The organism is Gemmatimonas aurantiaca T-27 (assembly GCF_000010305.1).
GTDB lineage: Bacteria > Gemmatimonadota > Gemmatimonadetes > Gemmatimonadales > Gemmatimonadaceae > Gemmatimonas > Gemmatimonas aurantiaca.
The window spans coordinates 4540427-4565082 of sequence record NC_012489.1 but is presented as its reverse complement, the minus strand read 5'-3'; the positions used below and the strand labels follow the sequence as shown (position 1 = coordinate 4565082).

The 24656-nt window shown below is 66.2% G+C and carries 16 protein-coding genes; 8 read left to right on the top strand and 8 right to left on the bottom strand.

The window, feature by feature from the left end:
• Both tssC and tssB read right to left on the bottom strand, forming a co-directional pair.
• Window positions 1–1479, bottom strand: coding sequence for a type VI secretion system contractile sheath large subunit (gene tssC / locus GAU_RS19735; protein WP_015895680.1), 1479 nt, complete (start codon window positions 1477–1479; stop codon window positions 1–3).
• Between the two features lie 2 nt (window positions 1480–1481).
• A complete protein-coding gene (gene tssB, locus GAU_RS19730; protein ID WP_015895679.1) occupies window positions 1482–1988 on the bottom strand; it encodes a type VI secretion system contractile sheath small subunit in 507 nt (168 codons plus the stop codon).
• Between the two features lie 306 nt (window positions 1989–2294).
• Between tssB and tssK (GAU_RS19725) the strand changes: the two genes are divergently transcribed.
• Window positions 2295–3641, top strand: a complete 1347-nt coding sequence (gene tssK, locus GAU_RS19725; protein WP_015895678.1) for a type VI secretion system baseplate subunit TssK — start codon at window positions 2295–2297, stop codon at window positions 3639–3641.
• Window positions 3642–3765: 124 nt separating this feature from the next.
• Here the strand turns inward: tssK (GAU_RS19725) and GAU_RS22870 are convergent, their stop codons facing one another.
• The gene (locus tag GAU_RS22870) at window positions 3766–5649 is read right to left on the bottom strand and encodes a hypothetical protein (RefSeq protein WP_052574562.1); all 1884 of its coding nucleotides are present in this window, start codon (window positions 5647–5649) and stop codon (window positions 3766–3768) included.
• A gap of 206 nt (window positions 5650–5855) precedes the next feature.
• Here GAU_RS22870 and tssK (GAU_RS19715) point away from each other — a divergent pair, with 206 nt between their 5' ends.
• The 3 genes from tssK (GAU_RS19715) (at window position 5856) to GAU_RS19705 (ending at window position 11601) form a co-directional block, all read left to right on the top strand.
• Entirely contained in the window at window positions 5856–7235 is a 1380-nt protein-coding gene (gene tssK / locus GAU_RS19715) for a type VI secretion system baseplate subunit TssK (protein WP_015895676.1), read from the top strand.
• Between the two features lie 76 nt (window positions 7236–7311).
• Window positions 7312–8040 (top strand): DotU family type IV/VI secretion system protein, encoded by a 729-nt coding sequence (locus GAU_RS19710; protein WP_015895675.1) that lies wholly within the window; start codon window positions 7312–7314, stop codon window positions 8038–8040.
• Window positions 8041–8073: 33 nt separating this feature from the next.
• Complete coding sequence (locus tag GAU_RS19705) at window positions 8074–11601, top strand: ImcF-related family protein (protein ID WP_015895674.1); 3528 nt, start codon at window positions 8074–8076, stop codon at window positions 11599–11601.
• Window positions 11602–11661: 60 nt separating this feature from the next.
• Here the strand turns inward: GAU_RS19705 and GAU_RS21535 are convergent, their stop codons facing one another.
• The gene (locus tag GAU_RS21535) at window positions 11662–13521 is read right to left on the bottom strand and encodes a serine/threonine-protein kinase (protein ID WP_015895673.1); all 1860 of its coding nucleotides are present in this window, start codon (window positions 13519–13521) and stop codon (window positions 11662–11664) included.
• Window positions 13522–13644: 123 nt separating this feature from the next.
• Between GAU_RS21535 and GAU_RS19695 the strand changes: the two genes are divergently transcribed.
• Window positions 13645–14388 carry a CsgG/HfaB family protein gene (locus tag GAU_RS19695; protein ID WP_041265749.1) on the top strand — a complete coding sequence of 248 codons (744 nt, stop codon included), beginning with the start codon at window positions 13645–13647 and terminating at the stop codon, window positions 14386–14388.
• Between the two features lie 123 nt (window positions 14389–14511).
• Here the strand turns inward: GAU_RS19695 and GAU_RS19690 are convergent, their stop codons facing one another.
• Genes GAU_RS19690 through GAU_RS19680 form a run of 3 tightly spaced genes read right to left on the bottom strand, consistent with a single transcriptional unit; the run spans window position 14512 to window position 19460 of the window.
• Window positions 14512–17202 carry an InlB B-repeat-containing protein gene (locus GAU_RS19690; protein ID WP_041265748.1) on the bottom strand — a complete coding sequence of 897 codons (2691 nt, stop codon included), beginning with the start codon at window positions 17200–17202 and terminating at the stop codon, window positions 14512–14514.
• Window positions 17203–17208: 6 nt separating this feature from the next.
• On the bottom strand, window positions 17209–18483 hold the full coding sequence (locus GAU_RS19685) for a hypothetical protein (RefSeq protein ID WP_015895670.1): 1275 nt from the start codon (window positions 18481–18483) through the stop codon (window positions 17209–17211).
• The gene (locus tag GAU_RS19680; RefSeq protein WP_041265747.1) at window positions 18480–19460 is read right to left on the bottom strand and encodes a CsgG/HfaB family protein; all 981 of its coding nucleotides are present in this window, start codon (window positions 19458–19460) and stop codon (window positions 18480–18482) included. Before GAU_RS19680 ends, GAU_RS19685 begins: the two co-directional genes overlap by 4 nt.
• Window positions 19461–19692: 232 nt before the next feature.
• On the opposite strand from GAU_RS19680, the gene GAU_RS19675 reads away from it, so the two are divergent.
• The 3 genes from GAU_RS19675 (at window position 19693) to GAU_RS19665 (ending at window position 23609) form a co-directional block, all read left to right on the top strand.
• Entirely contained in the window at window positions 19693–21114 is a 1422-nt protein-coding gene (locus GAU_RS19675) for a M48 family metalloprotease (RefSeq protein WP_015895668.1), read from the top strand.
• A 37-nt stretch (window positions 21115–21151) separates the two neighbouring features.
• A complete protein-coding gene (locus GAU_RS21530) occupies window positions 21152–22537 on the top strand; it encodes a phospholipase D-like domain-containing protein (protein ID WP_015895667.1) in 1386 nt (461 codons plus the stop codon).
• 151 nt (window positions 22538–22688) lie between these two features.
• Window positions 22689–23609 carry a universal stress protein gene (locus tag GAU_RS19665; RefSeq protein ID WP_015895666.1) on the top strand — a complete coding sequence of 307 codons (921 nt, stop codon included), beginning with the start codon at window positions 22689–22691 and terminating at the stop codon, window positions 23607–23609.
• A gap of 16 nt (window positions 23610–23625) precedes the next feature.
• Here GAU_RS19665 and GAU_RS19660 read toward each other — a convergent pair whose 3' ends face one another.
• The gene (locus GAU_RS19660) at window positions 23626–24639 is read right to left on the bottom strand and encodes an MlaD family protein (RefSeq protein WP_015895665.1); all 1014 of its coding nucleotides are present in this window, start codon (window positions 24637–24639) and stop codon (window positions 23626–23628) included.
• Window positions 24640–24656: the final 17 nt, after the last annotated feature.

Genomic DNA, 24656 nt, shown 5'->3' with positions numbered 1-24656 from the left:
TTACTTGGCCGGTTGCGGCAGGTCGGCCACCAAGCGCATGGACACCGCGAGTTCGTCCAGCTGGTAGTGCGGCTTGAGGAAGGCGACCGCGCGGTAGGCACCCGGCTTGCCCGGCACTTCCACGACATCGATACGCGCTTCCGACAGCGGCTTGCGGGCCTTGATCGAGGCACCGGCATCTTCGAGGGCGATGTAGTTCTGAATCCAGCGATTCAGGAACACATCGATTTCTGCACGGGACGTGTACCCGCCGATCTTGTCGCGCATCATCACCTTGAGGTAATGCGCGAACCGGGACGTGGCGAAGATGTACGGCAACTGGGCCGAGAGGCGCGCGGCGGCCGAGGCCTTCGGGTCGTCGTACGTCTTGGGCTTCTGCGCCGACTGCACGGAGAAGAAGGCGGCGTTGGCCGTGCCCTTCTGGTGCACGAGCGGGGCAAAGCCGAGGTCGGCCAGCTCCTTCTCGCGGCGATCGGTGATCTGTACTTCTGTCGGACACTTCATCGCGATTTCGCCCGACTCGGTGCGGAAGTTGTGCACCGGCAGACCTTCGACGAGACCACCACCTTCCACGCCACGGATGGACGCACACCAGCCGTACATCGCGAAGGCCTTGTTGATGTTGGCGGCCATCGCAAACGCGGCGTTGCCCCAGCAGTAGTGATCGTGGTTCGTGCCGTCGACGCGCTCTTCATAGTTGAACGCTTCGACGGGCACCGTGGACGCGCCGTAGGGCTCGCGCACCAGGATGCGGGGCGCGGTGAGTGCCACATACCGCGAATCTTCGCTGGCGCGGAAGCCTTTCCAGCGGGCGTATTCGGTGCTGTCGAAGATCTTGGCCAGATCGCGCGGCGTGTCGAGATCGGACCAGCTTTCGAGATTGAACATTTCGTTCGACGCCGCGCTGATGAACGGCGCGTGCGCGGCCGCGGCCACGTTGGAGATCTTCTCGAGCAGTTCGATGTCCTGGCCGCTCTTGTCGAAGTAGTAGTCGCCGACCATCGCGCCGAAGGGCGTGCCGCCGAAGACGCCGTACTCTTCTTCGTAGATCTTCTTGAACAGCGCGCTCTGATCGAATTCCGGCGCACGCTGCAGGTCACGCAGCAGATCCTTCTTCGAGACGTTGAGCACCTTCACCTTCAACATCGTGCCCGTCTCGGAATTCTTGATCAGATACTGCAGCCCGCGCCACGACGACTCCAGGCGCTGAAACTCGGGGTGATGCAGGATCTCGTTGAGCTGCAGCGAGAGGAGATGATCGATCTGCGCGATACGCGCATTGATCATCGTCTCGGTGTCGCGATTGATCGTGATGGAGCCCTCGAGCACTTCACTGACGAAGCGCTTGACGAGGTCCTTCCCCTTGCTCTTCGCATCGGCGTCTTTGCCCATGCGGCCCTGCTCGACGATCTGATCGAGGAGCGAGAGTTCGGCGTCGGTCGTGACGGATTGCGCCGCCGCTTGTGTCGGATCAGCCATGGTCAGCTCTCCAGGCCGAGTTCGGACTTGAGCTTCGCCATCTTGTCGGCGTTGCCGAGGGTATCCTGCAGTACTTCGTCGAGCTTCTCGTTCGTCTGCAGGTTGGCGCGGAGGTTGGAGAGTTCCGTGCGCAGGTCGAGCAGTTCACGCAGCGGCTTCACCTGCTTCGCCACGTTTTCCGGGTTGAAGTCGTCCATGCTGCGGAAGTTCAGCTCCACACCGAGCTTCGGCGCGTTCTCGTCGTCGGAGAGCTTGTTCTCGACGGCGATCTGCAGGCGCGGCTTCATGCTGGCGAGGGTGTCGTCGAAGTTGTCCGGATTGATTTCGACGAACTTGCGATCTTTCAACCGCGGCAGCGGTTCAGCAGGGTTACCGCTGAAATCCCCGAGGACGCCCATGAGGAACGGGAGCTCCTTCATTTCGATGGCGCCACCCGTTTCAACCTCGTAGGAGATCTGAATGCGGGGGGGACGGACGCGCTCCAGTTTCTTCTGGGTACTGTCGGCCATGCGATACTCCGGCGCGATGATCCAATGGTGGAACTACAGGAAGGAATAAGGGGCTGCCAAGTGTTCTCCGCGTTCGACACAATGTCAAGCGGAAGCAACGTGCCAGTGACGCCACAGGCATTTGCTGTTACAGCAACGACAGGGGCGGGCAACGGCAGGGGTGTGCTTCGGGCACGCGGAAGAGCTTGGTCACGCGTGCAATGCCGTGCAAAAGGGGCAGGCCATCGTCGGCGCGCGAGCAATCTATCACAGGAACACGAGGTACAATGCCCTGACGACCAACTCGCCGCGACGATACGTTAGGGCATGCGCCACTTGCCACCAGTACTCTGGACGAAGGGTGTCCTGCTCACGCCGCAGCATCTGCAGGCGCAGGATCGTCACCACGAAGAAGCGCTCGCGTTCCAGGTGAGTGCCCTGACGTTCTGTCCATGGGGCGTCTCGCAGATCGCCTTCGATCAAGCGGCGCTGACCGGCGGCACGCTGGTCGTGAATGCCGTCACCGGACGGTTCCCCGACGGTCTGCTCTTCGACGCACCGCTCACGGGGCCCACGCCACCACCCAAAGTGGTTTCTGCCGCGTTTGCCCCCGATCAACGGTCGCTGCTGGTGTATCTCGCGGTGCCGGAATATCGACCCGGTGCGCGCAATGTGGCCCGATTGGGCGATGCCGTCCCCACGCGCTGGCACTCGGACGAGCAGCTCACCCGCGACGAGACGACGGGACTCACCGAGCGGCCGATCCAGGTGGCACCACCCACCTTACGTCTGCTGCTCGAGGGAGAAAGCCTCGAGGGATACACGGCCATGCCCATCGCCCGACTGGTGCAGGGGCCGGCCGGCGACATCGCCTTCGATCATGCGTTCGTCCCGCCACTGCTGGATGTGCTTGCCAGCGATGCGCTCAGTGCCATGATGCGGCGACTCGTCGAACGGCTCTCGGCGCGCAGCGCCTCGCTCGCCGGCAGCCGGCGTCAGCGCAACACCGACCTGGCCGATTTCTCCGTGGCCGACGTGGGCAGCTTCTGGTTGTTGTACACGATCAACACTCATCTGCCGGCGCTGCGACACCTGCAGGAGGTGCGTCGCGGGCATCCATCGGCGTTGTGGGAATCGATGCTGGCGTTGGTGGGGGCGCTCTCAGCCTTTGCCACCACCGCCGACGCCCGCACGCTGCCCACCTACGACCATCTCCGCCTCGGTGAGTGTTTTGCTGAACTGGAGCGGCGCCTGTTCGAGTTGCTCGACGGGGCGGTGGTCGACTCGGCCGTGTCGTTGCCGCTCAAGGCGGTGCGCCCCACGCTGCACGCGGTGGCGGTGGAACAGGCGGCCTGGCTCGATGCGCCGCAGTGGTTCCTAGCGGTGAGCGCGCCCCTGCGTCAGCAGGACCTGATCACGAAGGTCATGCAGGGGTGCAAGGTGGGTTCGGCCGATGTGGTGGACACACTCATTCGACAGGCGCTGCCGGGTATCGAACTGGCGCATGTGTCAGCGCCGCCACCAGCGGTGCCGGTGAAGCTCGACTTCCAGTACTTCGCCATCCGGAAGGCCGGTGGGGCTTGGGACGCCATTTCGCGGGCCCGCAACCTGGCCGTCTACGTGCCCGCCGAACTGGTGGACGCGCGGTTCGAACTGGTGATCGTGCTACGATAGACCGGCCGCAGACCACGGCGGTGCTTCACCGGAGGATGCCTGAACCACGAACGCCCGACGCATTGCGTCGGGCGTTCGTGGTTTTGGGGGTTCCCGCCTTGTGCGGTCTCGCGCTGATCGGTGGTCAGGGCTGAGGGGCCGGGGCGGGTACAGTGGGCGCCTTCACGGCAGGGGCGGTTGGTGCGGCCGGCAGTGTTGGAGCTGCGGGTGCCGATGGTCGCATGACGGCAAAACCGATCAAGCCCAGCGTGATCAGGATGATCACGTTGATCACGATGATGAGTCCCATCGGAATGGACTTCTTCTTGGCGGCTGGCGCGGTTGGTGCCGGTGCGGCGGCGGGCTGCGGTGGTGCAGCCACCACGGGTGCCGGCGCCTTGCTGATCATGCGCGTGAAGTCGCTGGGCCCGGAGGTGGACGCATTGGGCGATGGTGCACCGCCCAATGGCGACAGCGGCGTACTGCTGCCGGCCGCAAAAATGGGGGGCGGCAGGATGCCGGGCGCGCCGCCCAGCGGCGCTCCGCCGAGCGGTGATGGTGCTGCCGGTGGGGGAGCGGCTGGCGTGGCGTGGAACGGCGGCGCGAGAGGGGCCGGCGGCACGAACGGCGATGCCGGTGGGGCCATGCCGCCGGGCGACGAAGATCCCAGCGGGGATGCCCCCCCTCCAAACAGCGGTGCCGAGGGCATGGCGGGGGGAGCGGACGGCGAGTGCGTCGCAGCCGCTGGGGGCCAGGCCGGTGGCGGTGAGGCCGGTGCGACGGGCGACGCAGGGGTGATCTGAGGAAGAGGCGCAGCGGTGGCTGGCGCCGAAAACATGCGGGTGAAGTCGCCCGGCCCCGCATTTGGTGCTGGAGGCGATGCTGGGGGATTTGTCGCGAAAATGCTTTGATGCTGATTTTGTGCTGGCGCAGAACCAGGCGCTACTGATGGAGTCGACGGTGCCGGTGGCACACTCGGTGCGCTGAACATCTGCGTGAAGGCACCGGGAGCTTTTGGCGGCTCTGGTATTGCGGCGAGCGGCTCCGGTGGGGTGAGAATCTGCGGCACCATGGCCGGCGGCGCTGCTGATACCGGTGGAGTCGGGGGGACAGCGGCGGGGGCTGGTGCGGCCGGTGGAGCGGCCGGTGGTGCGCTCGGGGCGCTGAACATCTGCGTGAAGGCACCCGGCGTCTTGGCAGGCTCCGGGGTGACCGGCGGTGCGGCTGGTGCCGCCGCAACCGGTGCCGCAGCAACCGGTGTCGGCGGAGCGGGAGGCACCACTGCCGGAGCGGCCGGCGCTGACGGAGCTGCTGACGGAGCTGCTGACGGCGGAATGCTGGGCGCGCCAAACATCTGCGTAAACGCACCCGGTGCCTTCGGCGGTTCCGCGACGGGCGGCGCACTGGGGACGGGCGCGACCGGCGCGATGGGGGCCGGCGGGGCGGGCGGGACCGGTGTCGGGGCAACCGGCGCGTCGGGAACCGTCTGATTCGTCGCCATCGACGCCAGAAAGGCGTCGGTCGACATGGTCTGAGTCACCGGTGGTTCAGCCGGTGCCTGTGCCGGCTCCACAAACAATGGCGCCGGGGGCGGTGGTGGTGGCGGAGCGGATGCTGGCGCGGATGTCGAGGCGGAAGCCGGAGCCGATTCGGCACCCGGATCGGCGACTGCGACACTGGCGGTCGCGCTGCCTGTCGCACTACCGGATACACCACCGGCGGCACCAGGCGCGGCGCCGGCGCGTTGAGCCAGCCAGACGGGGAACGAACCCAGTCCGGTGAGGAACTCGGACACGATGGCAAACCCGGACGGCAGGGTCGCCGTCTCGAGGATGCGATTCTTGTCGCCGCCGGTGAGTCGGGCGATCAGGCCACGCAGGCGATCAACCTCTTCCGGCCCCGCGGCGTCGGCCAGATGCACCATCACCACGCGCCCCGTGGCCAGCTCCTGCGCATTGTGGGTGCGGATGCCGTCGTCCACCGCCACGCATTTGAGCAGGCGGTAGCGGGAGTTGAAGTCGTCGCTCATGTCACGAATTGCCCGATGTGGTGCGCACGGTGCCGCCGCAGCTCGTCTCAAGACGACGCGACATCCGGAACGCCGGTGTATTCTTCAATTGTTCACGCGCTGCCGTTCATCCGCAATCGCGCCGCTCCCACCGCTGCGGCCTCGACTCGGTTTCGATCTCGTATGCGATTCTCCCGTCGCCTCTCCTGCTCGCTGGAGTCGCACCTGTGCAACTGACGTCGCCGCCGTCCCGCCGTGTCGTCTGGGAAGACGGCATGCATCTGACGCCGCAACACTTCCAGGCGCAGCGCCGGTATCACGAAGAACAGACCGCGCGCACGCTGGGCTACATGATGCCGTTTGCCTTCGGTCTGTCCGCCATCACGGTGGACGATGACGGCTTGCGCAATGGTACGTTCTCGCTGGTGCAGGCCCGCGGTGTGTTGCCCGATGGAACGGTGTTTCACCTGCCGGATGCCGATGAAGCGCCCGATCCGGTCGCCGTCGCCGAACGATTCTCGCCGACGCGTGATGCGCACGTGGTGTACCTCGCGCTCGCCCCGTGGCGTCCCGATGCGGCCAACGTACAGGCCTCGGCACTCGATGCGCCAGCGCGCTTTCGTACGCGCGAGGAAGTCGTCAGCGACGAGTCCACCGGCACCGATCCGCTGGCTATCCAGTTCGCGGCGCGCAATCTGCGGATCCTCTTCGACGAAGAGGTGACCGACGATGTGGTGGCACTGCCGATCGCACGGATCCGGCGTGATGGGCGTGGGCAATTCCAGCTCGATGGGAGCTTCGTCCCGCCCTGTGTGCAGTTGGCGGCGAGCGATCGTCTGCTGACCCTCGCGCGGGATATCGTTGGTCTGTTGGAAGCCAAGGGCGGCGCGCTCGTGGCGACGCTGTCACAGGCCCCGTCCGGGGCGGCGGGCGGCAGTGCCGCCTACATGGGCAACGAGCTCGCCACACGCTGGTTGCTGCATGCGGTCCGATCGGCTGATGCGCCGCTCCGCCATCTGCTGCTGACGCGCCGTGCGCACCCGGAGCGGTTGTACGGAGAGCTGGCCCGATTGGCCGGAGCGCTGTGCACGTTTTCGATGACCAGTCATCCGAAGGACGTGCCACTCTATGATCATCTCTCGCCCACGGATACTTTCGACGCGCTCGAGCGTCTCTTGCGGGCACATCTCGATGTCGTGATTTCGGCGCGTGCGCTGGTGATCCCGCTGCAGCACACGTCCGACCTGCTGCATGTGGGGGCGATCAGCGATCCTCGCTGCTTCGAGCCGGGCGTACGCTGGTTCCTGGGCGTACGAGCCGATCTGGGGCAGGCCGATCTCATCGATCGCATGCAGCGGCTGACAAAAACGTGTGCGAGCAAGTTTGTGCTCGAACTGGTGCGTCGCGCGTTCAATGGATTGGCCACGGAACACATCCCGTCGCCGCCATCGGGCTTGGCGCCGAAGCCGGATCTGACGTATTTCGAGCTGACGGTGGCCGGGCCCTGCGGCGTGTCGCTGCAGGACAGTCGTGAAGTGGGAGTGTATGTCCCCGAAGCATTGCCCGGTGCGTACATCGAACTCGCCGTGTTGTTGCCTCCTTCCTGATCATTGTGCGGTGGCGCCATCGGCCGTGCGGGTTTCCTGCCGAAGGCGCCATCGAATTCCTTCCTGAGGATCTGCTGTGACCGTAACGACGACTGCCGCGCCGGGGCGGCTGGCGAGTGCCCTGCAGGAAGCGCTCACGGCGGTGGTGCGCCTGCGCGCCGATCGGCAGCCGGTGCCCGATGCGGCGGCCTTTCGCGCCCAGATCGTGCAGATGCTCGCGCGGGCCGAACAGGACGCGCTGCAGATGGGCTACAGCACGCAGGATGCCCGGCTGGCGATCTTCGCCATCGTGGCCTTCCTCGACGAATCGGTGCTGAACACACGCGTGCCGGCGCTGGCGGAATGGGCGCGACGTCCACTGCAGGACGAGCTGTTTGGTGGCCACATGGGTGGTGAGTGGTTCTTTCAGCACATCGATCAACTGCTCGCGCGCCCGGACAGTGTGGAGTTGGCGGAGTTGCTCGAGGTCTATCAGTTGTGTCTGCTGCTCGGCTTCCGCGGAAAGTTCGGCGCGGGTGACAACGGCCAGTTGTATGCGATCACGACCAAGGTGGCCGAGCGTTTGAGCCGACTGCGTCGTGTGGGCGGTGATCTGGCGCCGCACTGGCAGCCGCCGGCCGACCGGGTGGATGCGCGCGATCCGTGGTTGCGTCCATTGGCGATGGCGGCCATCGGGACGGTGATTGTGCTGTTCGTGTTGTGGGGCACCTATGCGTTCACGCTGCGTGGTGGCACCGATGCGGTGCGCGCGCTGGCTCCGGCTCCTTCATCGACGACGGCTGCGACGACTTCGGTCGCCCGCTGAGTCTCGCTCTCACCGTCACCCTCCGCACGTCCCATGGCGTCTCGCAAGCCTATCATCCGGTGGATCATCGCCGCCGCGGTATTGTTGTTGTTCCTCGTCATCCTCCTCGTGCTCGAGCGCACGATGGCCCTGGATCCCGTGGCGCTGTGGGTGCTGCGGGTGGGGCTGGTGCTGCTCGGCCTGATTGCGGCTGGCGCCATTCTCTGGTTCCTGCGGCCGCAGGATCAGGAACCCGTGCTCGATCAGGGCGACGATGTGCTGCTGGCGATCGGTGCCGCCCGCGCCCGTCTGCCCCGTGGCAGCTTTGCTTCGCGTGCGTTGGTGCTGCTCCTGGGGCCCGAGGGCAGCGCGAAGACCACGTTGGTGGCGCGGTCGGGCGGCGATCCGCAGTTGCTGGCGGGTGATGCACCGGCTGGCGCGAACGATGTGCCGCCGTCGACCAAGACCGCCAATGTGTGGGCGATGCAGAACGCGGTGGTGGCCGAACTGGCGAGTGGGCTGCTCTCCGACGCCCCGCGCTTTGCCAAAGTGGTGCGTGCCCTGCGCGCGCCGCGTGTGGCCGCGGCCGTGGGGCAGGGTGACGCGGCGCCGCGTGCCGCTGTGGTGTGTGTCCCGGCCGATCTGTTTTATGCTGGCGGCAACGGCGAGCAGTTGCAGCAGCTCGCGCAGTCCATGCGTCAGCGTTTGGCCGAAGCGGCGCGCGAACTGGGACTCGCCCTGCCGGTGTACGTGATGTTCACGAAGATGGATCGTGTGCCGCACTTCGAGCCGTGGGTGAGTGTGTTCACGAAGGACGAGTTGCGCGCGCCGCTGGGCGCGACGCTGCCCTTCGATGCCACGTCGAACACCGGCAACTATGCCGAACGCCTCGCTCCGCGACTGGACGTGGCGTTTTCGGAGATTGCGCAGTCGGTGGGATCACGTCGCGTGGACCTGCTGGGACGCGAGACGCAGATCGATCGACGTTATGCGTCCTATGAATTGCCGCGCGAACTGCAGAAGCTGCAAACGGCCGCAACGCAGTTCCTGGTGGAGTTGTGCCGGCCGACGCAGTTGGGCACGAGCCCGCAGTTGCGCGGCTTCTACTTCACGGGCGCGCGTCCGGTGGTGGTGACGGATGTCGGGGTGGCTGCGGCTGCCGCAGCACCGCAGGCCGCCGCCGGTGCAACGGGTGTTTTCCGTCGCCCCGAAATGCCGACGGCGGCCGCCGCGGCGGCGCCGGTTTCGCGACGGGTGCCGGAGTGGGTGTTCCTCGATCGTTTCCTGCGTGACGTGGTGCTCACCGATACCGGTGCGGCATCGGTGGCGCGTGGTGGCGTGAGTGTGCAGCGCACGCGACGTGTGTTGCTGGGCACGGCGATTGCCGCGACGGTGTTGTTGCTGCTGGGCGTGACGGCGTCATGGTTGGGCAACCGTTCGCTGCAGGGTCGGGTATCCAGCGCAGCCAGTGCCGTGGCGGCCTTGCCGGTGGTGCAGGCGGCGCCGGGCACGATCGCGTTTCCGAGCGCCGAAGCGCTCACCCGTCTCGATGCACTGCGCGCGCAGCTCGACACCCTGCAGGCGTACGAACAGGATGGTCCGCCGCTGCGCATGCGGTTTGGCCTGTGGCGTGGTACGGCGCTGCTGGATGCGGCGCGGCCCGTGTGGTTCGACGGCTTCCGCAAGCAGCTCTTCGCCGATGCCTGGGGCGCACTCAATGATTCGCTCAAGGCCCTGCCGGACATTCCCACGGCGGCGAACGACTACGGCGTGTCGTACGGTTGGCTCAAGGGTTACCTGATCACGACCACCACGCCGGACAGCAGCACGTCGGAGTTCCTCACGCCGGTGCTGCTCACGAGCTGGCAGCGGGGCATGGCCACTGACGCCGACATCACGGCGCTCGCCCGTCGGCAGTTCGAGTACTACGCCGGTGTGCTGCCGAAGACCAATCCGTATCCACGCGCCGCCGACGCGGCTGTGGTGAGTCATGCGCGGGATTTCCTGTCGCGCTTCACTGGTGCGGAGCAGATCTATCTGAACATGATCGGCGCCGCCAACAAGCAGGCGCCACCAGTGGCCATTCCCCAGGCGCCGGGTTTGCTGACGGCGACGGCGGAAGTGCAGGGTGCTTTCAGCACGAAGGGGGCGTCGTTCATGAGCGATGCCTTCCGCAATGCCGATCGCTACTTCCAGGGTGAGACCTGGGTGGTGGGTGATGCCACCGCGTCGCAGTCGGTGAACCGCGATTCGGTGGTGACGGCACTGCGCGGCCGGTATGCCGACGACTACGTGCGCACCTGGCGTCAGGTGGTGCAGAGCGCCACGGTGGTGCGTCCGGCCACGGTGAAGGACGCCGCCGACAAACTCGACAAGCTGGCCGGTGTGCAGTCGCCCTTGTTGCAGGTGTTGCGCACGGTGGCGGTGAACACGGCGATCGATTCAGCGATGCGGCAGGCGTTCCAGCCCGTGCACGCGGTCACGCCGCCGGAGATCACCGACAAGTTCGTCTCCGAAAAGAATCAGCCCTACATGGACGGCTTGCTCGGCTTGCAGGGGGCGCTGTTGCAGGTGTCGAACATGCCGCCGGCCGTGGACACGCCCAGCACGCAGGCACTGGTGATGGCGGCGCAGATGGCCGCTGGTGATGTCACGAAGGCGCGTGTGTCCGCCAAGCGGGTGTCGCAGGGCTTCGATGTGAGCAATGTGGGTGGCGCGCTCGCGTCGCCGGTGGAGCAGCTCTTGCTGGCACCGATCACGGGCGCGGAAGCGGTGCTCAAGACCGCCGCCTCACAGCGGCCGCCGGCACGTCGCATCGCAGCGGCGCCTGCGGCACCCGCCGCTCCGGCTGGCGGCGGTGGTGGTGCTCCCAACAACGCTCCAGAAATCGCGGCGCTCAATGAACGTGGACGCGCGATTTGTACACGTATCGATCAGCTCACGTCGCGCTTCCCGTTCAACCCGGATGCGACGGCTGATGCAAGCGTGGCGGACGTGAAGGCGATTCTGGCGCCCGGCACTGGTGAGTTGTGGGTGTTCCAGCAGGAGCGTCTCGCGCCGTATCTCGAGAAGTCCGGCAACACGTGGGCGCTGAAGCCGGGTGGCAAGATCGAATTGTCGAAGAGCTTCGTCGACTTCTTCAATCGCGCCGCCGAAGTGTCGGGCGCCTTGTTTGCCGAAGATCCCACCACGCCCATGGTGCGCTGGCTGGCGAGTGGTGTGATCACACCCAACACGCCGCTGCTCACGCTCAAGAACAACGGCAAGGAAGCGCGCTTCGATCAGCGCTCGTTCAAGAACGAAGTGGTGTGGCCGGCCACCAACGGCCGTGAAGCCGAACTGCTCGCACAGTTCAAGAAGAACAAGCCGGTCACGGTGCGAAAGGCGAACGGTGACTGGGCCATCTTCCGTCTGGTGTCGGCTGCCGATGCCTTTGAAGGTCAGAGCGTGACGTGGAACGCCACGGGCAAGGACGCGGAACCGGTGATGGTGAAGTTCGAAGCGCTGCGCCGTGAAGCGTCGTCGGTGCTGACGCGCGGCTGGCTGGGTCGTATGAGCTGCGTTTCGCAGGTCACGAAGTAAAAGCAATAGCGGGTCGCGATTGGGTATGCCCCAACTCGCGACCCGCTATCGTTGGCGCGGTTACTGTCCGCAGCCCAATTGGCCGGTGTAGCGATTGATGACTTCTGCCTGTGCCATGGAACGCGCCACACCGCGCGCTGAGCGAAGTGCCGTACATGCGGGCTTCACTTCATCCATGAGCAGATGCGCTTCGGCGATGCGGATGTAAGCCCAGGTGCTGTCAGTGCCTGTGGGCAGTCGCGCGATCAGCGACTGCAGCACCGGAACGGCGGCGCGTGCGGACGCTTCGTCGGCCGATGACGGGTCGAGCGCCTTGGTGATGCTGTCGAGCGTGTTCAACGCATGCGTGGACACGGGCGAACGAGTCCCCGAAGGCTCCACCGCTCCGGCCGGTGCGGGACGGGTGCCCGTAGAGGCCCCAGCGCCCACTGGCGCGGTCGTGGAGGGTGTCGTTGGCGCAGTGGCTGACGGTGTGCTGCTCGTGGCGTTCTTGGCTGCGTTGGCGGCACTTTGCGCCGCACCCTGTGCCCCTTCGACGAGCCGTCCGGCCGTGTTGGTGGCGGAGTTCACGAGCCGACCGATGTCCGATGGCCGTGGTGCGCGCTGCTTGGTGTACCACCACCATCCACCCGCCAGGACAATCAGCAGCGAGAGGCTGGGCAGCGGCAGACGAAAGCGCGGCACACGCCGTGGCGCCTGACGATCGATGACCGCCTGCGACTTGGGTTGCGATGGCGTCGGCGATGCGGCCGGCGTTTGCGCGCGCTGCGGCGGCGGTGTGGTGACAGGCGGTTTGGCGCCCGACTTGCTCAGTTCCTTCTTGAGCGCCTCTTTGTCCACCGTCGTGATCACCCGCGCGGCGCCCGGTGTGTCGACCTGCGTCGCGGCGGGAGCCGCCGGCGGCCGACTACTCGGCGCCGCTACGCTGGGCGCTGGCGTCGATGGCGTGAGCGTGGGACGTGGGGCGGGTGCTTTGAGCGACGCTTCGAACGCTTTCGCAAAGGCGCCTGCGGAGGCCGTGCGCTTGGTCGGGTCGCGATCGAGGGCCTGATCGAACACCGCCTGCAGCGCGGCGGGCCACTGCATGTCGGCACGCACCACGCTCAATGAGCGCGGCTCGGCCACCAGGCGCGCCGTCATGCCACGATCCGGGGTGTTGCCGTCGAACGGCAAGTCGAGCGTGAGACACTGATAGGCCACAAGCGCGAGCGCGTACACGTCGCTGCGATGATCGATCACCGCGCCGAGCAATTGCTCCGGGCTCATGAACTCCGGCGTGCCGACCACAAAACCGGTGCGCGTGAGACCCGCTTCCTTTTCGTTGCTGCCGATCGCCTTCGCGATACCGAAGTCCACGACCTTGCACTTGTCACCACCCTCGTCGTCCGTCTGCACGAGGATGTTGTCGGGCTTGAGGTCGCGGTGCACGATGCCCATGCGGTGCGCGGCGTCGAGGCCATCGGCCACCTGGCGCACGATGACCGCCGTGCGCTGTGCACTCAGTGGACCTTCCTGCGACAACAGGCTCTTGAGTGTGGGCCCGTTGACGTACTCCATGGCGAGATACACGAGACCATCGGAGGTCTCGCCGAAATCAAAGACGCGCGCGACGCGCTCATGTTCGATGCTGCTGGCGTTGGCAGCTTCGCGATTGAAGCGTGCCACGGACGCCGGATCACGCAGCAACTCGGGGCGCAGCACCTTGATGGCCGCCTGCAGGGGCAGACGTACATGTCGGGCCAGATACACCTTGCCCATGCCACCTTCGCCCAGCAGATCCGTCACCAGATAGCGGTCTGCGACCACCGAGCCGATCAGATCACCGTCAGCATCGGCCGCCCGCAACGTTGAGCCGTCGGCGGGACAGAAGATATTGGTATCAGCGTAATTGGTGCCGCAGACGGGACAGACTTTGGGCATCAGGTCAGAGCAGGGAACCGGGGGCGCAGCAAACCGAGACGGGGTGTGCCACCTGTGGCACTGAACGAATACGCCATTTGGCGGTATGTTCTCCCCGAAACTTACACTTGGGAGAATACCCGCATGTCTGCCGCTTCGCTCGTTCGACGTTCCCGCCGTGCCTTGGCCGTCACATTGGCCGGCGCGGCAGCTCTGGCCGGGGGATCAGCCATTGCCGGTGCCCAGGGCGCTGCCACCAAGCCGACGGTGGCGATCATGTACTTCACGAATGGCGCGATCAGCAACAACGCCGAATACGCCCCATTGAGCAAAGGGTTGGCCGAAATGCTGATCACCGAGCTTTCGGGCAACGAGAACATCCGGGTCGTGGAGCGCGACCGGCTTCAGAGCCTGCTCGATGAGCAGAATCTCGGGGCCAGTGGCCGAGTCGCGACGGAGACCGCGGCCAAGATCGGCAAGACCCTGGGTGCCCTGCACATGCTCATGGGCAGCTTTGTGATCGACCCGAAGAACACCATGCGCATGGACGTGCGCGCCATCAACACCGAGACCTCCGAGCTGGAGTACGCCACCTCGGTGACCGGGAAGGCAGACAAGATGCTCGAGCTGCTCGGTGAGCTGGGCACCAAGCTGAACACGGGCCTCAAGTTGCCGAGTGTCCAGCGGGGCTTCGAGGAGGGCAAGGCGGTGGGCGCCAAGGGGCCCAATCAGCTCAAGTCGATGATGCTCCTGAGCCGCGCACTCGAGCAGCAGGACCGGAAGAACAACGTCCAGGCGGTGGCGCTGTACAAGGAGTCGATCCAGGCCAACCCCGACAACCAGCGCGCCAAGACGCTGTTGGCGTCGCTGGAGAGCGGCACGCGGTAAACGGGCACCGCCGAGGGGCGGATTTCCGGGGGCGATCGGCGCGTTCGCGACCCATCGGGACATTCACAAAACGGGGGGCGATCCACTGTGGATCGCCCCCCGTTTTGTTTGTCCTCGCCCCGATCAGTTTTTCCGAAGCGGGGAGTAGGGGAAGAACTCGACGCTCAAGCTGTTGTTGCTGGTGATGCCCATAGGGACTGTGCAGAAGCTGCTGGCCTGATGACAGAGCTGGCCAGAGCTGCTCGTCCAGGAGCCGGCCCCACTCATCGAGACATCGAATGACTGGCCGATGGGAATCAGCCAGTTGCAGCTCGTCGGCGGGCTGCTGCTGCCGGTGGAGCGTTCGCACGTCCGACTCCAGCCGCTGCCTGACGCGGTGACGCTGCCGGTGCCGAGGCCCGTCAGCGTCACCGAGACGTTCACCGACGGCACGGCAACGAACAGTGCCGTGACATCGATGTTGCCGGTGGGGTTCGTGATCACGCAGGTGGTCGACGTACCCGACGAGGCGCAGGCGCCGCCCCATCCAGCAAACGTGGATGTGGCATCGGGATCGGCCTGCAGGACCAGAGCACCTTCGAGTTCGCTGATGGTCGCCGTGGCCTTGCAGTAGGCCGGGTTGGACGACGTCGTGCCTTCGAGCGAGCAGTCGAGTGTCGTGCCAGCGGCCGATACCATACCGGCTCCCGTCGCATTGCTCGGCGCCGTCACGACGACCGTGACGGTCGGTTCGCCGAACGAGGCGCTGACCGAGGCCGCACTGTTGGCCGTGAACGTGCAGCTCGTCGAGCTCGAGGCGCAGGCACCACCAAAGGCACTGAAGCTCTGCTCGAAGCCGGGTGACGCGGTCAGGGTGACGTCGCGGTTCAGGTCAACAAACGTCTGGCACACCCGCTCACTCTCGCCTTCCGCGAGCGAGCAGGTGTAGCTGTCGTTCACGCGCACCGTGCCAAAGCCCGGGCCGCTCAGCGTGAGCGTCAGCGACACCTGACGGCGGTTGAAGATGGCACCCACCGACTTCGGCTGGTCCATCGTCACCAGGCAGCTACCGTTGCCACTGCAGGCACCTGTCCATCCGATAAAGGTGCTGAAGTTGTCGGGCAGTGCGGTAAGCGTGATGGTCGAACCGTTCGCCAAGGTGCTGATGCAGCGACCGGTGTTCTGAAGGTTGATGCGTGCGCAGGCAATAGCGGTCCCGCCAAAGACCTGACCGTCGCCCGATCCGGTCGGCACCACCGACAGCGTGGCCGGCGGGTCGAACTGCACGGAGATGGTCTTGCTCGGGCCGTTCACCACGAACGTGCAGGTGTTGCCACTCGTGGTGGCGCAGCCGGTCCAGCCTCGGAAGCTGCTCTGGCTGGCGGCGATGGCCGTGAGGGTGACCGTGGCTCCTTCAGCGAAGAGTCCCGTGCAGGCGCCGAGGCCAGCCGCACCCTGCAGCGTGCAGGAGAGGCCGATCGGGAGCGACGAAACCGTGCCGTTGCCGTTGCCGGTGCCAGTGATGCTGACCGGAACCGGCGCATCGAAGCGCGCCGTCACCGTCCGCGCCGCATTCATCGTGACCTGACACACGGTCGATGTCGTGCCGGCGCAGTCACCGGTCCAGCCACCGAACGTGCTGTTGCCTCCGGCGATGGCGTTCAGGGTCACCACCGTGCCTTCGAAGAAGGTGTTGGCGCAGGTGCCGCTCACCGAGCCCATCGACGCGAAGCAGGAGATACCGCCCAGGTCGGAGTTCACGGTGCCGACACCGGTACCCGTTGCCGTGACGTTCAGCGACCGCAGGGCGCGGAACACCACACCCACGTTGCGCTCCTGGTTCATGCTGACCGTGCAGGCGGCGCCCTGGGTGCCGCTGCAGTCACCAGACCAGCCGATCAATTCCGTGCCCACGGTTGGTGTGGCCGTCAACACGACCTGTACATCACCCGGGAAGGTGAACGCGCAGGTACCGGTGCTGACCGTTCCGTTGACGACACAGTTCAGGCCGGCCGGTGAGGAGCTGACCGTGCCGGTGCCACTCAGGCCGGCCGACGACACACGCAGCAGCGCCGGCGGTGGGACGACGCGCACGTCGGCCACGGCCTGGCGACCACCCACATCGGCGGTGATCCGTGTGGTACCCACGGTCACGGCGGTGACGACACCGGTGGCACTGACGGTGGCGACGTTGGGGCTGCTGCTGCTCCAGGCAGCCACGCGACCACTGACCGGACGCTGCTGCCGGTCCAGGATGGTCATCGTGAGGGCCATCGTGCGGGCAGTCTCCATGCGCAGCGGCTGTCCGACACCCACCACGTTCTCGGTCGGTGCGGTCAACCGGACTTCAGCGATGTCGTTGAGCTGCAACGTGTTGGGGATCGTCGTCGTGACGCCGGGGCGCAGCGACAGCGGACCCACCTGATGCTGGTCGACCGGGAGGCCGTCGAGATAGAGCTGTACGCTGAGCTGCACGACGCATTCATCGGCGCCGGGAGCCACTCCGTTCAGGCCGGCGCGCTGGGAGTCGCGCAGACAGTTGGAGAGGTCGATGCCCACCGGGACCGTTTGCGAAGAACCGGTCAGGCTGATCGACTGGGAGGAGAGCGACGTGGTGCCGCCGCTGAGGAGGATGTAACTGGTGGCAATGCGCACCTCTTCGCTGGCTGCCGCGGTCTGCTGCAGTGAAGCCGAAAGCATCAGGCGCGCCTGCTGGCCGGTGCCGGTGCCGGGACCGGTGCTGCCGTCGTCAGCGCACGCTCCGAGCAGCGACGATGCGAACAGCGCGGCTGCGAGTGTGGTGACGCGTGAGAACTTGATAGGCATGATCGACATGGGCGATTAGAAGCGAGTCACGATGACGAGACCCGCCGAGGCGCCGAAGAAGCCCGTGCGGGGTGCAGTGCCGGCGAGGCGTGGGCGGAGCTGACCGCCCTGGCCGCGCAGGTACGGCTGGAACGTCAGGGCACCGGCGCGCCGGATCAGGCCGATCGTGCCGCCGCCGCTGATGACGCCGGACGTGGCCAAACCCTGATTGATCGCGAGTCCACTGTGCATCCGGCCTTCACCGGTGAGCAGCAAGTCGGTCTTGGCCGACATCGGGATGCTCGTGCGCAGACCACCGTCGAAATAGTTGCCGCTGGTGCCGGCCACCTGCACGCCATCCTTCTCGTAGCGTGTGCGGAAGCGGTTCACTCCCCAGAGCACAAACTCACGCACCCGTGGTACGGCGAACTGGATCTGGGCATCGGTGGTGATGATCGGGCCCAGCTTGATCGTGGAGAGTGCCGGAGCGGTTTCGGGCAGACCACCGTTCCGGAGGACGTCGTCGGAGTACAGGTCGACGGCGCCGGTGACACTGAAGCGATGACCTCCGATGAGTCGGTCGAGGCCCACCGAGCCGCGAATGACGTCACCGGGCTGGAAATCCGTGGAGGGAGCACCGGCCGTGATGGCCGCGATAGGCTGGTAGGTGCCGCGCATCTCATAGGAACCGCCGATGGCGACCGCCCAGCCGAGCACCTGCTTGGCCAGCACGAGGCCGGCCGTCCCGCTCGGACCCGCGCCAACCGGCGGAGCACCGAGGCCGAGTGCCGGCGCAGCAATGGCGCGCAGCACCATCAGGTCGCTGGAGCCGAGTTCCGTCTGACCGGTTGGGGCATTGGCGCCAAGCGTCAGGATCACTGCATCGCCGAGCAGGCGTCCGGTGGCACGCACGCGCACGTCGGTCGGGCCGTACAGCGTGGCCGTCTGTTCCGTGGTGGCCGCGAGGGCCTTGGGCGAGTAGGTGAGCCGCGAGTAGGTGAAGGCCGACTGCACGTCGAAGGTCCACGCCGTGCCGATGGGCAAGGCGAGCGAGACCGGCACCGAGAACTGGTCGATGCGCTTGAGTCGGATCGAATCGCGGCCCATGGCGCCCGGCTGCTGATAGCCGACGCCACTGAAGCTGACCACGTCAGCGGTGCCGCCAACGGCGAGCACGCCGGTGCCGATGAGACGATCCTGAGCAGACGCGAGCGCCGGAACCGCGAGGCCCGCGGCCATCAGAGCGGTGGCTCGCAGGGCCGTGCGCCGGAGAGGCCGCATGGAGGCGGCAATGGAGGGCGTCGGGGTCATGGACGGGTGATCGTGATGATGACGGTCGCCTGCGACGCCGGGAACGTCGGGTCGAGCGCAGTGCTCGCAGTACGGGACACGTTGGTGACGAGGTCGAGCGGACGGTTCAGGCGATCCACGGCGCTCGAGATGGCGCCATCGAGCGGACGCACGCCGGGAATGGCGACCGGATGCGCGGTACCCATGGCGCCATAGGAGCGCACTTCCTGCTCCATGCGGCGGGCTTCGCGGAAGCCGGGATCGAGCCGCGCGGCGCGGCTGAATTCGGACGCCGCGCCACGGTAGTCACCCTGGTAGTAGCGCTGCACGCCGCGGCCGTAGGCCAGCAGTGCGCCGATATTCTTGGTGGGCTGGGCTTCGATGGAGGCCCGTTCGGCCGGTGTCAGCGTCACGCCCAGCGATTCGAACAGACGGAAAACCAGGGCCTTCTCGGCGGCCAGGATCTCGGCCAGCGGAGCACGGGCATCGACTGCGTTGGACACGGTCGAGCGCTCGACATCACCGATACGGGCGCCGAGGCGAAGCGTGTTGGCATCGACCGGCTCGACTGAACCAAAGACGAGGCGTTCGGCACTCACCAGGCGTCCGACGCGTGGCGCGGTCGCTGAATCGACCCGGCCGGTCTGCGCCAGATCGAGTTCCCGCAGGACTTCACCCAGCCGAGCTCGCTCGACGACGCGCACCTTGCCGCTGCGCGACAGGTCGGTGGACACCAGTTCGGCCAGCGCGAACGCGAGCGGCGTGAGCGTGGTATCACTGCCGCGGGCGGCAAAGGGAGGGACACCAACGGTGCCCTGGGCACCAGGTCCACGGGCCTGTTCGCTGGCCAGGGCACGATTGTCGGCCGCAGCGGGACGGGGGGCGGGGGTAGGGCCACCGCCGCACGCGGCGAGCAACCACACGGACAGCGTCGAAGCAACGGGTATGCACACCGAGCGCCAGGCGCTGGGGTGCATGCGCAGCGGGCGCATGAACATTGGGGACACGGTGAGAGACAGAGCGGGCCCCATGACTGCCGGCATCCGGTGGGATGCGTCACAGTCGAGGCATACAACGATGTGGGTCTGCTACTTGCGTAAGTGGCGAATGTGCGGCCTGCGTAGAGTAGAATCAAGCGATATCCGCTTATAACACGAGGTTGGACGGGTCACGAATGCGTGATTCACGCCTACATACGGGAGCCATATGACACAACACACCAGACACGTGATGGCCGTCACTCCAGCGCTACCGCTGTTGTTGTCGGTTGTGATCGGCATGAGTGGCTGCGCGACGAACCCCGTCACCGGACGTCGCGAGTTGTCCCTCATTTCCGAATCACAGGAAATTCAGATGGGACGTGAAGCCTCGGCGGGTGATCTCAAGCGTGTCGGTGAGGTGCCGCAAGCGGAGGTCCAGGCACTGGTGCGGCGCATCGGCACGGCGATGGCGGCCAAGTCCGAGCGTCCGAACCTGCCGTGGGAATTCCACGTGCTCGACGACGCGGCGGTGAACGCCTTTGCCTATCCGGGAGGCTTCATCTTCGTCACGCGCGGGCTGTTGACGAACCTGAACAGCGAAGCCGAGCTGGCCGAGGTGATCGGACACGAGATTGGCCATGTGACGGCCAAACACTCGGTGGTGCAGATGAGCCAGCAGCAGGTCGCGCAGATCGGACTGGTGGGCGCGAGCATCTTTTCGTCGACCGTGGCGAAGTACGGAGACATGCTGGGCGGTGGCGCGTCGCTGCTGTTCCTCAAGTTTGGCCGCGACGACGAACTCCAGTCGGACGCGCTCGGATTTCAGTACTCGCTGGCGCAGCAGTACGACGTGCGTGAGGCGCCGAAGGTGTTCCAGACGCTCGGGCGCCTGTCGGGCGGTGGCGGACGAGTCCCGGAGTGGCAGAGCACCCATCCCGATCCGGGCAATCGCGCACAGCGGGCGCAGCAGCGTGCGGCGCAGGTGCCGGCGGCCACACTGGCTGGTCTCAAGGTGAACCGGGACGGCTACCTGCGGCTGCTCAATGGCATGGTGTTCGGTGAAAACCCGCGGCAGGGCTACTTCGAGGGCACGCGGTTCCTGCATCCGGACCTGCGATTCCAGTTCGACTTTCCGAGTGGCTGGAAGTTCGCGAACCAGCCCGAAGCCGTGGTGGGTGTGAGTGCCGACAATGGCGCGCAGTTGCAATTGCTGCCGGCCACGGGCACCCCGTCGCAGGCGCTGCAGACGTTTCTGGGGCAGCAGGGCATCACCACTCGGCAGTCGTCGAACACCACGGTGAACGGCCTCACGGCGGCGGCGGCCACGTTCGAAGCCAACACCCAGCAGGGTGCCTTGCAGGGTCGCGCGTTGACGGTGACGCACAACCAGCAGACCTACCTGTTGCTGGGCCTCATGGTGCCGGAGGCGGCGGCCACACGAGCGGCGGAAGTGGACGCTACGCTGCGCTCATTTCGTGCCCTCACCGATGCCAAGGCGCTCAACAAGCAGCCGGCACGGGTGGAGCTCGTGACGCTCGATCAGGCCATGACGGGCGCACAGTTCGTGCAGCGTTATCCGGGCGCGGTGTCGGCCGACGAGACCTACATCGCCAACGGCATCGAGGCCGGCACCTCGTTGGCCAAAGGCACCATTCTCAAGCGCATCCGCTGAATGATCCGGGCGGCGATGAGCGACGTTGGCAGCCACCATGACTGACGCGCTCATCCCGCGGGAGTTGCGCGCCTGGCGTGCGTGGGGTGTGGCACGACGTCTGGAACATGGGGCGCGTGCCCCGGAGTTCCGTGCCTTGGTGCGCCGCATCGACGGTGGCCCGATGCATGTGTGTCCGCCTGTGGAGCTGCTGCCCGATGGGGAACAGGCCTTCGCCCGCATGCGGGAAGCCATCGACGCTGCGCGCGAAGAGGTGTTGCTCGAGACGTACATTCTCCGCGACGATCAGCTTGGCGCCTCCGTGCGCGCGGCCCTGCTGGCGGCGGCGGCGCGTGGCGTGCGGGTGTGTGTGCTGGCCGATGCCGTGGGGTCGATGGCGACCGCCGACGACTTCTGGCAGTCGCTCGAAGCCGGTGGTGTGCAGGTGCGCCTCTTTCATCGCGTGTGGCATCGCCCGCTGGAAGCGCTGCGCCGGGATCACCGCAAGTTGCTGGTGGTCGATCGCCACATGGCCTTCACCGGCGGCATGAACATCGGCGAGGAGTACGGCTCCAGTGTGGCACGCCGTCGTCGTGTGGGTCGTGACGGATGGAAGGAGGCATGGCGCGATACTTTCGTGGCGCTGCACGGCACGGTCACCGAAGAACTGGCGGCCGTGTTTGCTGAAGGTTGGGATCGTGCCGGAGGGCCCGATTTGCCGGGACTCGAGTACGTGAGCTGGGCGGATGGCATCGTGCACCCACCCGCTGGCTGGCGCGGACGCATGATGCCACGTGCGCTGCAGTCACGCTGGAAACTGCAACGCGGTCATCACCGCGATCGAGTGCGCGGACGTCGCGTGCGCCGCGCTGCGCCATTGGCGGAAGGGGATGCGCCGGCTGTCATCGTGATGGATCCACGTCCCGGTCGTGGGCAGCGTGAGATGCTCACCGTGTTGTCCGCGCTCACCGGTGCGGCCCGCGAGCGACTCTGGATCACGACGCCGTACTTTGCGCCGCCCTCGCGGGCGTTGCGGCTGCTGGCGGCGGCCGCTCAACGGGGCGTGGATGTGCGCCTGTTGCTGCCTGGGGAGCAGACGGATGTGCCGATCATCCGACATGCCGCACATGGCGCCTATCACATGCTGCTGTCCCGTGGTGTGCGCATCTTCGAATACGACCGTGCGATGCTGCATGCGAAGACGCTGGTGGTGGACAGTCATGTGGGGCTCGTGGGATCGTCCAACCTCGACTTCCGATCCTTCTGGCTGAACGCCGAATGCAACGTGCTCATTTTTGACGACACGTTTGGCGATGCGCTCGATCACAGTTTTCTCGACGATCTCTCAGGCAGCACCGAGATCACGCTCGATGTGTGGCGACGTCGTGGCATGATGCATCGTGTGCTCGATCGCCTGGCGCGCGGGTTGCGCTGGGCGTTGTAGTGCTGGTGTTGCCATGGGGCAGATGTGTTCCGCATGCCTGCATGTGATTCGGTGAACTGGGACGATGCGCATGTTGATGTGCGGGTTTCCCTGACGGTGTGGGCTGAAGTCCCCGATAGAGCGCGTGGCGCCGAGATGCGACCATTCGCCCATGTCCGTCCCCGCCGATCTGCTCACCCCCCCGCCATCGACCCTGTCGCCGCTTCGACGTGGACCGATTCTGGTGGCCAGCGACGGCGCACCGGACGCGAATGAGGCGCTGTTCGGCGCCGCGCGACTGGTGGGACAGGCGCTTGGTGTACCGATCGAAGTGGTTGGTGTGTGTGAGCCGATCACAGGGGTGGCCGGTGGTATGGACGTGTTGCCGGTGCCAGTGGAACTGGATGAATCGCGCCGACAGACCATGCTGGCCGATCTCCGGCGGTCGGTGTCCATTGCCGCCTCCGGGGATCCGCAGTGGCCGATCCGTGTCACCGTGGGTTCACCGGCGCGCATGCTGGCCAGTGAAGCGATCGCCCGCGATGCCTCGTTGATGGTCATGGGCATCGGCCGCCGGAATCCGCTCGATCGACTCTTCGGCACGGAAACCACATTGGCCACGCTGCGGGAATCCCGCGTGCCGGTGCTCGCGGTGGGTGCAAATTTTCCCGCCACGCCGGCGCATGTGGTGGTGGGCCTCGACTTCAGCGCGGCCAGCGTGCGCGCCGCGCAGCTCGCGACACAGATGCTTTCGGCAGGTGGACGCCTGACATTGGTGCATGTGCGGCCGCGCTTCGAACACCCGTCGTCCGATTGGCAAACATGGGACGCGGAATACGGTCGCACGTTGCCACCCTTGTTCGAGCAGGTGCGACGCACCCTCGACGCACCCGACGGCGTGATGGTCGAGACGGTGACCGTACGCGGTGATCCGGCGCCCGCGCTGCTGGCGTTTGCCCAGCAGGCGCGCGTGGACCTGGTCGCGGTAGGCACGCAGCGACACACGCTGCTGGAGCGGCTGATCGTGGGCTCGGTGGCCACGCGCATACTGCGCACCGCACGCTGCGGCGTGTTGGCGGTACCGCAGGTCTGACGGTGTCGCGGTTCGGCTAAAAGACCCGAAGATTGAGGTAACGTCGCGGGTTTTTCTTCACGTCTGCCACCAACGCGCGCAGCTCCCGCACCAGCGAATCACTCTGCTGGTACAGTGCGGGATCGTTCATCATCAGGCCCAGCGTGCCCGTGGTGCCGTTGGCTTTCATGAACACCGAATCCGCGCGCGCGATCACGGTGGACAGGCGCGCCTCGGTCCGATCGAGTTTGGTGGTCATGTCGCGCAGGTTGGTGGTTGCCGTGAGCAACTCGCGCGCGGCCTGCTGGGAGCTGGACACGATCTGCTGCAGCTCACCGCGGCTGGTGGCCGAATCCATGCGCGTGGAGAACGTGTTCAGTCGATCGGCCGCCGCGCTGATGCGTGTGACACCGGTGTGCACATCACCACTGATCTGATCGAGATTTTTCGACTGCACATCGATGGTCTTGGCCAGGACCGTCGAGAGATGGGCGAAGTTGCGGATGGACTCCCGCAACTCCTTGGCCGCGGCATCATCGAACGCCACCTGCACGCGGTCGGCGACCTTCGCCACATCGCCCGCCAGCCGACCGGCCACGGTGGTGAGCTGCGCGATATCGGGCATCACCGCACCGGCCAGCGTATCGCTCTCCGTGCGGGCTTCGGCAATGGCCGCGCGCAGATCGCGGTCGGGAGGCACGCCAGCGGCCGTGGTGATGGTGGCCTGCCATTCACCGAACAGACTCGCCGCCGCCAGCAGCACCACCGGGTCAGGTGGAAGCTGCACACCGCGGTCGAGACCCAGCGTGATGGTGACCCAGCCCGGCGCACCCAACGCGATCGATTCCACACGTCCTGACCGCACGCCGCGGATGACAACCGGATTGCCCAGCGCGACGCCGCCCACTTCGCGAGTGCGCACCACGACCTGCTGCTGTCGTCCACCGAGATCCGCCTGCTTCACCCACAGCACGGCGGCCACGATCAATACCGTCACCACGAGGACAGTGAGGCCGACGATGAAATCACTGGTGCGTTTGGATGTCGTCATGGCATCGGGAAGCAGAA

Coding starts and splice junctions, on each gene's coding strand:
- GAU_RS19680 (WP_041265747.1), bottom strand. CDS start 19,460: ATGTTCATGCGCCCGCTGCGCATGCACCCCAGCGCCTGGCGCTCGGTG.
- tssC (WP_015895680.1), bottom strand. CDS start 1,479: ATGGCTGATCCGACACAAGCGGCGGCGCAATCCGTCACGACCGACGCC.
- GAU_RS19675 (WP_015895668.1), top strand. CDS start 19,693: ATGGCCGTCACTCCAGCGCTACCGCTGTTGTTGTCGGTTGTGATCGGC.
- tssB (WP_015895679.1), bottom strand. CDS start 1,988: ATGGCCGACAGTACCCAGAAGAAACTGGAGCGCGTCCGTCCCCCCCGC.
- GAU_RS19660 (WP_015895665.1), bottom strand. CDS start 24,639: ATGACGACATCCAAACGCACCAGTGATTTCATCGTCGGCCTCACTGTC.
- GAU_RS19695 (WP_041265749.1), top strand. CDS start 13,645: ATGTCTGCCGCTTCGCTCGTTCGACGTTCCCGCCGTGCCTTGGCCGTC.
- GAU_RS22870 (WP_052574562.1), bottom strand. CDS start 5,649: ATGAGCGACGACTTCAACTCCCGCTACCGCCTGCTCAAATGCGTGGCG.
- GAU_RS19685 (WP_015895670.1), bottom strand. CDS start 18,483: ATGACCCCGACGCCCTCCATTGCCGCCTCCATGCGGCCTCTCCGGCGC.
- GAU_RS19665 (WP_015895666.1), top strand. CDS start 22,689: ATGTCCGTCCCCGCCGATCTGCTCACCCCCCCGCCATCGACCCTGTCG.
- GAU_RS21535 (WP_015895673.1), bottom strand. CDS start 13,521: ATGCCCAAAGTCTGTCCCGTCTGCGGCACCAATTACGCTGATACCAAT.
- tssK (WP_015895678.1), top strand. CDS start 2,295: ATGCGCCACTTGCCACCAGTACTCTGGACGAAGGGTGTCCTGCTCACG.
- GAU_RS19690 (WP_041265748.1), bottom strand. CDS start 17,202: ATGTCGATCATGCCTATCAAGTTCTCACGCGTCACCACACTCGCAGCC.
- GAU_RS19705 (WP_015895674.1), top strand. CDS start 8,074: ATGGCGTCTCGCAAGCCTATCATCCGGTGGATCATCGCCGCCGCGGTA.
- GAU_RS21530 (WP_015895667.1), top strand. CDS start 21,152: ATGACTGACGCGCTCATCCCGCGGGAGTTGCGCGCCTGGCGTGCGTGG.